Origin of the sequence: Comamonas terrae (assembly GCF_001544075.1) — a bacterium.
Lineage (GTDB): Bacteria > Pseudomonadota > Gammaproteobacteria > Burkholderiales > Burkholderiaceae_C > Comamonas > Comamonas terrae.
The window spans coordinates 1-11,434 of sequence record NZ_BCNT01000030.1; the positions used below are offsets into that span (position 1 = coordinate 1).

Here is an 11,434-nt window from a genome sequence, read left to right on the forward strand (position 1 = left end):
TGCAGCACGTGTACGCGGGCCTGGTGGACTGAGTTCCGTTCGCTGTCGTAAAAAAGGAGCCGCGCCACTGCGGCTCTTTTTTTGTGGCGTGCTTTCCTACCAGGCGTTCGCCTAGGCATCCCTATACTCGCCCGGCATTCGATCCCCCAGGCCCGGCCGATACCACTTTTCATGTTTCTTCTGCGCACGACATTCCCGCTTGCCACTCTTGCCCTTTCCGCGCTGCTGTCCCAGGCGCCGGCCCAAGCCGCCCAGACGGTTTCCGCCTCCCGCGCAGGGCAGGAGGAAAAATCGCCTTTCTTCAGGCAGCGCGAAGCGGTCAGCGAGGCCATCGGAGCGCAGCGCTGGGACGATGCCATTGCCCAGGCGCGCAAGCTGCTGCAGCTGACAACGCCCGTCGGCAATCCCTATGAGCAGATGGATGCGGCCGAGCTGCTGTTTGCCCTGTTGCATCACCAGGGACGCTACGCCGAGGTCATCGAGGTGGTGGACCGGATGCTGGCGCTGGCCAGGACCTATGAGGACGGACCCATCGCCGGGCAGATGGATGCGCTGGTCCGGCGCGGCCTGATCGAAGCCGTCATGGTGGGTGATGAGGCGGCCCTGAGCCGCTACCTGCAGGCTCTGCGGGACGAGGCCCGCCTGTATCCCGGCCTGTGGCAATGGGATGCGGAGCACCGCCGCATCAACTATCTGGCCGCACAGATGACCTTGCCCCTGAAGGCCGGCCGCTGGGTACTGGTGCGGGTGGAGCCGCCGAAGGCGCGCGAAGACGGAGCGAGCTTCGAGTATCTGTACGTCAAGCCCGATGGCAGGCGTGTGCTTGCACGCCTGAGGATCGGCCATGACGAGCGGCTGGCGGGCATGGGTTTGCAGGACAGGCAAAAGACTCTGCAAGAAGAACGCCCGTCCCCGGACGGAACGCAAGACAGGCAGTCCGGGCAGGTCGAGCAGATGGCTGCCCTCGGTTTTCGGGACATGCTGCAGATCCAGTACACCACCCGGGAAAAGTACGGCAGCCAGGACCTGCGCATCCAGCACTGGGCGGCCATGCGCGGCAGCTGGCGTTTGAGGGTGCGGCTGGAGATGCTGGAGGAGGATCGCCAGGCCGCTGCCGAGCAACTACCGGTGTTGTGGCAGGCCATGCGCTGGCCGCAGGCGCCCGAGCTGCCTGTCGGGATGCCCCAGCGCCTGCGGGAAGTTGCTGCCGCGTGGCGGCATGACGCCGACTGGCCGCGCGCAGCCAGGCTGGCCGCTGCGGCACTGCCCGATGCCATTTATCCGGCCGAAGTCGCCAGCCTCAACGCCGTGATCGGTATCGCCGCCTTCAAGGCCGGCGATATGGCCCCGGCCCGCCAAGCGCTGGACAGGGCCGCGCAGGCCCGGCCCTATGCCAGCCTGGATTCGTTGCAGGAGGACAGCCTGCAATACGCGGCCGAAATCGCCGCGCGCGAGGGACGTGACGAGGATGCGGCGCGCCTCATGCGCCAGTACCTGCGCAACGCAGGCGGCCTGGAATATCGCTGGGTGGTGCAGCCCATGCCGCAGGCTGCCCTGCGCAACCAGCAGACCGGCCGGCTGCTGCCCATGCGCGCGGCAGGTTTCCATCTGCAGGAGCCCCGGGATTCCACGCGCTTCACTTATAGGGACCTGGCTACGGAGCAGACATTGGGGCTGACCGTGGACATGAAACTGCCCGCCTCGCCGCAGCAACGGGAAAAGCTGCTGCGCACCGTGCTGGAGCGGCAGTTTCGCCTGCAGGCCGGCGCCCTGAGAACGATGTCCTATTCGCCCCGGACGCGCGACGATGCACAGCGGCCCGTGGGTGAAAAATGGGTTTTCGAGGTCGCATCCGGTACGGCCGCAGGCACCGTCGATCTGGCGCCCTCTGACGGCCAGCCGGCCATCAAGCGGGCCATATTCTGGATCGTGGAACAGGGCGGTGCGCATACCTTGCTGCGCGCTTCCGTGGCCACGCAGCAGCAGGAAGCGCGGGCGCAGCAGCTGGCCGATGCGCTGACCTGGTAGCGATAGACCATGGCATCACGCAACGCAGACAGGCAATGCAGACAGGTGAGCGTGCTGCATTGAAAAAGCCCGGGCCGGCATATGCCAAGCCCGGGCTTTTTCAAACTGCCTGGCTCAGGAATGCCACCCGGGCATTGCCTTGCACGCAGCGATCACCTTACAGCCACGGAACTCCGTAGTAGTCATAGACCCGTCGGCCATAGTCCTCGGTGTATTCAGGCACGGTGTCCTGTGCATATTTGGGCGCCTTTTCAAGCTGCTCCTTGGTCAGCGAAACCACATAGCCCCCGAGGCCGGTGTCGTATTTCAACGTGTCCCAGGGCAGCGGATAGCGGTCGGTGCCGATCCCGAGGAAGCCGCCGAATTCCATGACGGCATAGCGTACCTTGCCGGACAGCTTGTCGATCATCAGCGTGTCGATGGAGCCCAGCTTGTCGCCCGCCGGATTGTAGACGTCGGTGCCGTTGACCTTCGACGAGGAAATAACGCTGGATGCTGTATTCATAGGGTCCTCCATGAAATGTGTGTGTTGGAAAATGCCGCGGCGGCCTGAAGCTGCGCTCCGGGGCGCCGTCGCTCAGCGCCTGCTGAGCATGAAACCGAGCAGGGCTCCGACAGCCAGTGCACCGCCTATGGCTCTCCAGGGCGAGTCGTGCACATAGTCGTCTGCGTTCTGTGCCAGCGCCCGGGATTGATCGACGGCCTGCGACGAAGTGCTGCGCACCTTGTCCAGCGTGCTGCCGAGCTTGTCCCCCAGCTGGGTGAGCGCGGAGTCGGCGTCTTTCTGCCTTGATGACAGCAACTCGTGCAGATCGTCCAGAAGCTGGCCCAGGTCGTTCGAAATGACAGAAGCGGGACTTTTTCTCAATCTCATGCTGCAACCTTTCTTTTGGCTTGGGATGAGATTCAGCGTAAGTGCCTGAATTGGATGCGCTTGTAGGCCAAGCCCCGTCAGTGCTGCGGAAAATGTGACCGTCGGCTACAGCGACCGGCCATGGATTCCCCGCACGAAACAGGCGCGGCTGCACGCAGCGGAAAACGACATATGCCTTGCATGCATTGCGGTTGCGAGACACATAGCTTGGTTCCGGAAAGTGATAGGGCGCTCCTGCACGCCTCAGAGCCGGGACACAAAAAGATGCCTTATCTGACAGAAGCAAACAGGGCGCCTCATATGGACTACAGCCCCATGCAGGCAGTGCGCTCCAGACTGGCTGCGTGACAAGCCGATATCACTTGCGGCGATCACGCACCAGAAAGGAGATTCCGTGCCCTACATTGAGATTTCCCGTCCCCATGCGCCAGCAGTGCAGCTGCATTACCAGGATTTCGGAGAAGGACTGCCGGTGGTGCTCATCCATGGATGGCCGCTGAGCGCCCGCACCTGGGAGCCCCAGATTCCGGCCTTGGTCGAGGCTGGCTACCGGGTCATCACCTATGACCGCCGGGGCTTCGGCGCTTCGTCGCAGCCCTGGACCGGCTATGACTACAACACCTTTGCCCAGGACCTCCATGAGCTGATCACCGGGCTCAAGCTCGAAAACGCTGCGCTGGTGGGCTTTTCCATGGGCGGCGGTGAAGTGGCCCGCTACATCGGCCTGTATGGTTCCAGGTTCATCCGCTGCGCCATCTTTGCCGCAGCGGTGACGCCATGTCTTTACAAATCCAAGGATAACCCCGAGGGCGCCGTGACCGACGAGGACATACAGATCAAGGAAGATGCGGTCCGGCTCGATCGCCTGGTCTTTCTGGAAGAGTTCACCCAGAAATTCTTCTCCGATGCAACGGGCAAGCTGCTGGTGAGCGAGGCCCAGCGCGAGTACGCCAGAACGATTGCGGCCTTTGCTTCCCCCAAGGGAACGCTCGACTGCATCGGCGCATTTTCCAGAACGGATTTCCGGTCGGACCTGCAGAAATTCGATATCCCGGCGCTTGTCATCCACGGCGACAGCGACCAGATCGTGCCGCTGAAAGCCAGCGGGGCACGAACGCACAGAGAGATCAAGGGCAGCGAACTGCATGTCATCAAGAACGGCCCGCATGGCTGCAATCTCTCCCACGCCGGGGAGTTCAACAAGGCCCTGGTCGACTTCCTCAAGGCACGCTAAATGCCGGGCAGCTGCCGCGATCCCGCCTTTTGCCGACTGAAAGGAGCCCCCGATGAATTCCCCCCACCAATACCAGGCCTGCATCGATGCCTGCAACACCTGTGCCGCCGCCTGCAATACCTGCTTTGCCGAATGCCTGAAGGAAAGCGATATCCAGATGATGGTCCGCTGCATGTCGCTGGATGTGGATTGCGCGGCCATCTGCACGCTGGCGGCCGGTGCCATGGCGCGCAACAGCGAGATGGCTCGGCATTTCTGCCGGCTCTGCGGCGAGGTATGCCTGGCCTGCGCCAATGAATGCGACCGACATGCCCACAGCCATTGCAAGAGCTGCGCCCAGGCCTGCCGGGATTGCGCGCAGGCATGCGCGGCAATGACCAGCTAGCGGCCCGATCCGACTGTCTGTGGATGCAGGGCGCAGCCGGAAACCATTTGCATTGTTTTGGCGCTGCAGCCCTTGATGGGTAAGCGACTGCTGCTATCAATATCCCTGCCATTCCAGCGTGCCGAAATCATGTGCATGCACCCATGAGCGGCCATGGACGGCAGCCGGCGCTGTGCCATACTGGCTGAAAACGGCGTATCTTGATCGCCGGTCACAACAGCAAGAAGCACAGCTATGTCGCAGACCAATCACGCCTTGCAGGGCGAGGGCAACGCGGGCCACGGCAGCAGTCAGTCGGCATTGACGCTGGCGGCACTGGGAGTCGTCTTCGGCGATATCGGGACGAGCCCGCTATACGCCTTCAAGGAGGCATTCGCCGGCAGCAGCGGCTTGGCGGTCTCGCCGGAGAATGTGCTGGCAGCGCTGTCGGCATTGTTCTGGGCCGTGATCGTCGTGGTGGCCATCAAGTATGTCTGGGTGGTGCTCAGCTACGACAACGATGGCGAAGGCGGCGTGCTGGCGCTGACGGCACTGGCCCACCGCGCCCTGGGCGACAGCACGCGCCGCTCCCGCTTCGTGGTGGGCGCCGGCGTGTTTGCTGCAGCGCTGTTCTATGGCGATGCCATCATCACTCCCGCCATTTCCGTGCTCTCGGCGGTGGAAGGCCTGAGCATTGCCACGCCCAACTTCGAGCACTTCGTGGTGCCGATCACCATCGGCATTCTGATCGGGCTGTTCTCCATACAGATGAAGGGCACGGGCAAGGTGGGCCGGCTGTTCGGGCCGGTGACCATCGTGTGGTTTGTCTGCCTGGCCTGGGTGGGCGTGCTGAGCATCCTGCAGACGCCCATGGTGCTGGAGGCGGTCAACCCGCTGCATGCGCTGCGCTTTGCGGTACAGCATACGGACAAGGCCTTTTTTCTGCTTTCTGCCGTTTTCCTGGCCATGACGGGCGCGGAAGCCCTGTATGCCGACATGGGCCATTTCGGCAGCCGGGCGGTGCGGCTGGGCTGGTTCGGGCTGGTGTTTCCGAGTCTCATGATCAATTACTTCGGCCAGGGAGCGCTGGTGCTGCGCGATGCGGCGGCTGCTGGCAATCCCTTTTTCCTGCTGGCCTCGCCATCGCTGCTGCTGCCCTTTGTGGTGCTGGCGACGGCTGCCACGGTGATCGCATCGCAGGCCACGATTTCCGGCGCCTATTCGATGACCTTGCAGGCCAGCCGCCTGGGTTATCTGCCGCGCGTGCGCGTGCTGCACACATCGGACGAGGAGCAGGGCCAGATCTATGTGCCCAGCGTGAACTGGCTGATGCTGCTGGCCGTGATTGCGCTGGTGCTGGCCTTCGAGTCGTCGGGCGCGCTTGCTGCGGCCTACGGCATTGCGGTGTCGGGCACCATGCTCATCACCACCATGCTGGTGGGCTTTGTGGTCTATGTGGGCCGGCATCGCTACCGCAGGCTGGTCCTGGGGGCGCTGGTCTGCTTTGCGGTGCTGGAAGTCGGCTTTTTCAGCTCCAACCTCACCAAGCTGGAGCAGGGCGGCTGGTTCCCGCTGACCATAGGCGCGTTGATCTTCATTGCGCTCACCACGTGGCGCGACGGCACGCAGCTGGTGGCCGAGCACCGCAGCCGCCTCGACATTCCGATGAGCGAACTGCTGGCCTCGCCGATGACGGGCGTGCCCGTGGTGTCCGGCACGGCCGTGTACCTGACTTCGGACCCCACGCTGGTGCCCAGCGCGCTGTTCCACAACCTCAAGCACTTCAAGGTCATGCACGAGCAGACCGTGTTCCTGCATGTGGTCAACGAGAACACGCCGTATGTGCCGGATGAGCGGCGCCTTCAGCTGCGGCGGCTGTGCAACGGCGTATGGACCCTGGACGTGCATTTCGGCTTTCGTGAACGGCCGAACATACCGGCGGCGCTCCGGCTCATCAGACCTGACGAAGAGGGGGATATGCCCAATCTGGACCCCATGATCACCAGTTTCTTTGTCGCCCGTGCCCAGATCGTGGATGGCCCGGGGGGGCTGTCCGCCTGGCGCTGCGCCATTTTTAGCTGGATGACGCGGCAGGCTGCCAGCATTTCCAGCTACTACATGCTGCCCGCGAACCAGGTGGTGGAGCTGGGCACGCAAGTGGTGCTGTAGATCATCCCTGGATGAAAGGCTTGTCAAGATTGGGGGACCGCTAGGGGAAACTCCTTGGCATCTTGAATACCTGCTTGACTACGATCTTGTATACCACATGAAGCGGCAGCATTCCGGGGGCGGTAGCGGTGGGCTCTGTCTGCGCCACTGATCCCGCCCACGGGGAACAGGAGTCAGACATGGAAGTGCGCAATCCTTCACCCGCCCTCTACAACGAGGATCTGGCGCCGGCTCGCCAGCGCAACTGGGGGCCGTTCAGCATCTTCAACGTCTGGACTTCGGATGTGCACAGCCTGTGGGGCTACTATCTGGCGGCCAGCCTGTTCCTGCTGTGCGGAAGCTTCGCCAACTTCCTGCTGGCCATCGGCCTGAGCTCGCTGGTCATCTTCCTGCTGATGAACCTGATCGGCTGGGCCGGCGAGAAGACCGGCGTTCCCTATCCGGTGCTGGCCCGGGCCTCGTTCGGCATCTGGGGCGCCAACCTGCCGGCCATCGTCCGGGCCATCGTGGCCATTTTCTGGTACGGCGCGCAGACCGCTGCGGCGTCCAGCGCGCTCGTGGCCCTGCTGGTCAGAAACGATGCGCTGCTGCATTTCCACCAGAGCTCGCACATGCTGGGCCACTCCTCGCTGGAGGTGATCTGCTACCTGATCATGTGGGGGCTGCAGCTGCTGATCATCCAGCGCGGCATGGAAACCGTGCGCAAGTTCCAGGACTGGGCGGGGCCGGCGGTATGGCTGGCCATGCTGGTGCTCGCCATCGGGCTGGTGGTCAAGGCCGGCAATTTCTCGCTGGAGCACGGCATCCCCATGGATCTGCTGCTGGAAAAGACCAGGGACGCCGGCGTCAACGGCGAGCCCGGCTCATTCTGGGCGCTGATGGCGGTGGGCGCGACATGGATTACCTATTTCGCGGCGCTGTACCTGAATTTCTGCGATTTCTCGCGCTATGCCAGAGACAGGGCCGCGGTCACCAAGGGCAATCTGTGGGGCTTGCCGGTGAATCTGATCGCCTTTTCCTTTGTCGCCGGCATCACGACCATTGCAGCCTTCCAGGTCTACGGCGAGGTGCTGCTGCATCCGGAGCAGATCTCGGCCAAGTTCGACAGCTGGTTCCTGGCGCTGCTGGCCGCGATGACCTTTGCCGTGGCCACGCTGGGCATCAATGTGGTGGCGAACTTTGTCTCGTCGGCCTTTGACATCTCCAACGTCTTTCCCCGGCAGATCAGCTTCAAGCGTGGCGGCTATATCGCGGCGGTCATTGCGCTGGTGCTCTATCCCTTCGCTCCGTGGGACGGCAGCGCTGCGCATTTCGTCAATGCCATCGGCGCGACGATGGGCCCCTTGCTGGGCATCATCGTGATCGATTACTACCTGATCGCCCGCGGCCGCGTGAACGTGGAGGCGCTGTACCAGGAAGAGGGCGAATACCGCTACCAGGGCGGCTGGAACATCAATGCCCTGGCGGCAACGATTGTGGGTTCCATCTTCTCCACCATCCTGCCCAATTTCACCAGCCTGCTGCCGGCATGGTGGGGAACCTATGGCTGGTTCTTCGGCGTGTTCATCGGCGGCGTCGTGTACTACGTGCTTTCCCTGGTGCAGCCCAGGGTGGCGCTGCCCGCAGGCGCCCGCTGACGGCTTGCGGCAGGCCTTGAGCGGGGCGTGATTCCGAGCAGGCCCGTGGGCCTGCTCGCATTGACTGCACGGACTTGCGGCCTGGGCCACGCGCACACGGGCTGCCGCTTTTTTGCCGGATCGTTTTCTCGCCCCCCGCGGCTTCCCCGCGCCAATCTGCCTGTTCCTCAGCGGGGAACTGCTTTGCGCAAAACAGTGGTGACGCAGACAAAAGGAATCCGCATGGCTGCCGTGGCCAGCGGTTCGCAAAGCCTTGCCATTCCTTGAAAAAAGACGGTCGAGTTCCTGCTTGCTCCCGCCTTGAGAAAGGGGCCGGACAGGCTGCGCTCCCGCCGGGCACCAGGGTTCCTCCTAGGTTTTTGCATTCCAGTCTTGTATACATTGCTTGCATGTCAGTGATGTGTGCAAATTGGGCAATGCAGCTCTCTCAGACCGCGCAGCAGAGCTCTGCGGATCCGGGTTCACAGCACCGGCTTCAAAGCTTCTGCCCGGAAGCAAAAACATGGGCTGCAGGCCGCGAATACCGCTTGCAGCATGACCAACGGTAGACAAACATGGCCTTGCTCAGCCGAAACGAGGCCATGGCGAGGGTGCTTGCACAAGGCATCCTGATGGAAGGCGGCATATGAAAGATCTAGCACTGGACTCCCACGACGCATCGTTCGCCTCGGGAGCAACCGCAGAAAGCCCCAGGCGAGCACAGAGCTTGCCGGCCGGGGTTTCGCCTGCGCTGTACAACCATGACCTGGCCCCCACTTCGCAGAAAGGCCGTACCTGGGGCAGCTACAGCCTGTTCACCCTCTGGGCCAACGATGTGCACAGCCTTGGCAATTACTCCTTCGCCATCGGCCTTTTCACGCTCGGCCTCGGGGGGCACCAGATCCTGATGGCGCTGCTTCTGGGAGCCGCCTTCCTGTTCGTGCTGCTGTCCCTGTCGGGCTTCATGGGCACCCGCACCGGCATTCCTTTCCCGGTCATGAGCCGCATCAGCTTCGGTACGCGCGGCGCGCAGATCCCCGCCCTGATACGCGGTGGAGTGGCCATTGCCTGGTTCGGCATCCAGACCTATCTGGCGTCCATGGTGCTCGATGTCATGCTGATCACGCTGTTTCCCGAGCTGCAGTCGCTGAGGGAGCAGGTCGTGCTGGGCCTGCCGCTGCTGGGCTGGATCAGCTTTTCCATCCTGTGGGTGGTGCAGGTGCTGATCGCCTGCTGGGGCATGGAGAGCATCCGCAAGTACGAGGCCTTTGCCGGTCCGGTGATCCTGCTGACGTTTGTCTCCCTGGCGGCCTGGATTCTGCACAGTGCCCACTGGAGCCTGCACTGGTCTGCGCCCTTTGCGAGCGGCGGCCGTGCCATGTGGCTGCAGATCCTCGGAGCCGCTTCGCTGTGGGTGGCTATCTACGGCACCTTCGTGCTGAATTTCTGCGATTTCACGCGGGGCGCCACTTCGCGCAGCGCCGTGGTGAAGGGCAACTTCTGGGGCATCCCGATCAACATGCTGATCTTCGGCCTGATCGTGGTCATCCTGACCGGAGGCCAGCTGGCCATCGACGGCACGCTGATCCACAGCCCGACGGACATCGTCCAGAAGATTCCCAGCAAGCCATTGCTGCTGCTGGCCAGCCTGTCGCTGCTGATCCTGACCATCGCGGTCAACCTGATGGCCAATTTCGTGGCCCCGGCCCTGGCGTTGGCGAACCTGCTGCCAAGGCACCTGAATTTCCGCCGGGCAGCCCTGGTCAGCGCCACCCTCGGCTTCGTGATTCTGCCGTGGAATCTCTACAACTCGCCGGTGGTGATCGTCTACTTCCTGGGAGGACTGGGCTCCTTCCTGGGCCCGCTGTTCGGCATCGTGATGGCCGACTACTGGCTGATCCGCAAGCAGCGCGTGAACGTGCCCGCGCTTTACACCCACGACCCTGCCGGCCCCTATCACTACCGCAACGGCGTCAACCCCAAGGCCATCCAGGCCCTGATCCCTTCGGCTCTGATCTCGCTGCTCTTCGCCTTCCTGCCGATGCTGCAGTCGCTGTCCCAGTTCTCATGGTTCATCGCTGCCGGACTGGGCGCGCTGTTTTACTGGGTGGTCGCCCCCAAGGGCCTGACCTATGAGGACAAGGATGGCGAGGCCATTGCCGTCGCCCCCGCCAAACACTGACAAGGAGAACCGGACACCATGCGTATTCTGATCGTGAACGTGAACACCACCGAGACCATGACCCATGCCATCGGCATGCAGGCACAGAAAGCCGCTGCGCCAGGCACCGAGATCGTCGCCTTGACCCCGCGCTTTGGCGCAGAGTCGGTCGAGGGAAACTTCGAAAGCTATCTCGCCGCCGTCGGCGTGATGGATGCCGTGATGCGCTACGAGCAGCCCTTCGATGCGGTCATTCAGGCCGGCTACGGCGAGCATGGCCGCGAGGGGCTGCAGGAACTGCTGGACGTGCCCGTGGTGGACATCACCGAGGCAGCGGCTTCCGCGGCCATGTTCCTGGGCCACAAATACTCGGTGGTCACCACGCTGGATCGTGCCGTGCCGCTGATCGAAGACCGGCTCAAGCTTGCCGGCCTGGACGAGCGCTGCGCCTCGGTGCGCGCCAGCGGCATGGCCGTGCTGGAGCTGGAAACGGAGCCCGAGCGCGCCGTGGAAGCCATCGTCCGCCAGGCCGGCTTGGCCGTCAGCAAGGACCACGCGGAAGTCATTTGCCTGGGCTGTGGCGGCATGGCCGAACTGGAGTCCAGGATCCGCGAACAGACCGGCGTTCCGGTGGTCGATGGCGTGGCCGCTGCCGTGACCATTGCGGAATCGCTGGTGCGCCTGGGCCTGACCACTTCGAAGGTCCGTACCTATGCGCCACCGCGCACCAAGCGCGTGACCGGCTTTCCGCTGGCCGCCGATTTCAGCTGGCTGAAGGCGGGTTCGATGCAATAAGGCCTGTTCCCGGAAAGCCAGCTCCCAGGCTTCCCGGAGGCCAGCCCTGTGAAGAAGTGAATGCCAGTCGGTGGGGTGCCGGCTGGCATTTTCTTTGATGGGCACCTTTGCAGTGAGCGGCCGGACCTTGCTTCTTCGGCCCCTGTTGCAGATTGCGGTGACGAGATTTCCTGCCCCTTTGAAAAAGCAGTCC

General features: G+C 63.2%; 9 protein-coding genes. 7 read left to right on the forward strand and 2 right to left on the reverse strand.

Annotated features, from left to right (window positions below; all coding sequences use genetic code 11):
- Positions 1-171 precede the first annotated feature (171 nt).
- Positions 172-2,028, forward strand: coding sequence for a hypothetical protein (locus Cte04_RS21580; RefSeq protein WP_066483888.1), 1,857 nt, complete (start codon positions 172-174; stop codon positions 2,026-2,028).
- A gap of 157 nt (positions 2,029-2,185) precedes the next feature.
- On the opposite strand, the gene Cte04_RS21585 is transcribed toward Cte04_RS21580, so the two are convergent.
- Positions 2,186-2,533 carry a PRC-barrel domain-containing protein gene (locus Cte04_RS21585; protein ID WP_157082235.1) on the reverse strand — a complete coding sequence of 116 codons (348 nt, stop codon included), beginning with the start codon at positions 2,531-2,533 and terminating at the stop codon, positions 2,186-2,188.
- A 72-nt stretch (positions 2,534-2,605) separates the two neighbouring features.
- Positions 2,606-2,902, reverse strand: a complete 297-nt coding sequence (locus tag Cte04_RS21590; protein WP_066483890.1) for an ElaB/YgaM/YqjD family protein — start codon at positions 2,900-2,902, stop codon at positions 2,606-2,608.
- A gap of 394 nt (positions 2,903-3,296) precedes the next feature.
- Between Cte04_RS21590 and Cte04_RS21595 the strand changes: the two genes are divergently transcribed.
- From Cte04_RS21595 to Cte04_RS21620, 6 genes are all read left to right on the forward strand, one after another.
- Positions 3,297-4,136, forward strand: coding sequence for an alpha/beta fold hydrolase (locus tag Cte04_RS21595; RefSeq protein WP_066483891.1), 840 nt, complete (start codon positions 3,297-3,299; stop codon positions 4,134-4,136).
- A gap of 52 nt (positions 4,137-4,188) precedes the next feature.
- Positions 4,189-4,521 carry a four-helix bundle copper-binding protein gene (locus Cte04_RS21600; protein WP_066483892.1) on the forward strand — a complete coding sequence of 111 codons (333 nt, stop codon included), beginning with the start codon at positions 4,189-4,191 and terminating at the stop codon, positions 4,519-4,521.
- Between the two features lie 234 nt (positions 4,522-4,755).
- Positions 4,756-6,669, forward strand: a complete 1,914-nt coding sequence (locus Cte04_RS21605; protein ID WP_174522958.1) for a potassium transporter Kup — start codon at positions 4,756-4,758, stop codon at positions 6,667-6,669.
- 179 nt (positions 6,670-6,848) lie between these two features.
- The gene (locus Cte04_RS21610) at positions 6,849-8,306 is read left to right on the forward strand and encodes an NCS1 family nucleobase:cation symporter-1 (RefSeq protein ID WP_066483893.1); all 1,458 of its coding nucleotides are present in this window, start codon (positions 6,849-6,851) and stop codon (positions 8,304-8,306) included.
- Between the two features lie 625 nt (positions 8,307-8,931).
- Entirely contained in the window at positions 8,932-10,467 is a 1,536-nt protein-coding gene (locus tag Cte04_RS21615) for an NCS1 family nucleobase:cation symporter-1 (RefSeq protein WP_066483894.1), read from the forward strand.
- A gap of 18 nt (positions 10,468-10,485) precedes the next feature.
- Complete coding sequence (locus Cte04_RS21620; protein ID WP_066483895.1) at positions 10,486-11,241, forward strand: aspartate/glutamate racemase family protein; 756 nt, start codon at positions 10,486-10,488, stop codon at positions 11,239-11,241.
- Positions 11,242-11,434: the final 193 nt, after the last annotated feature.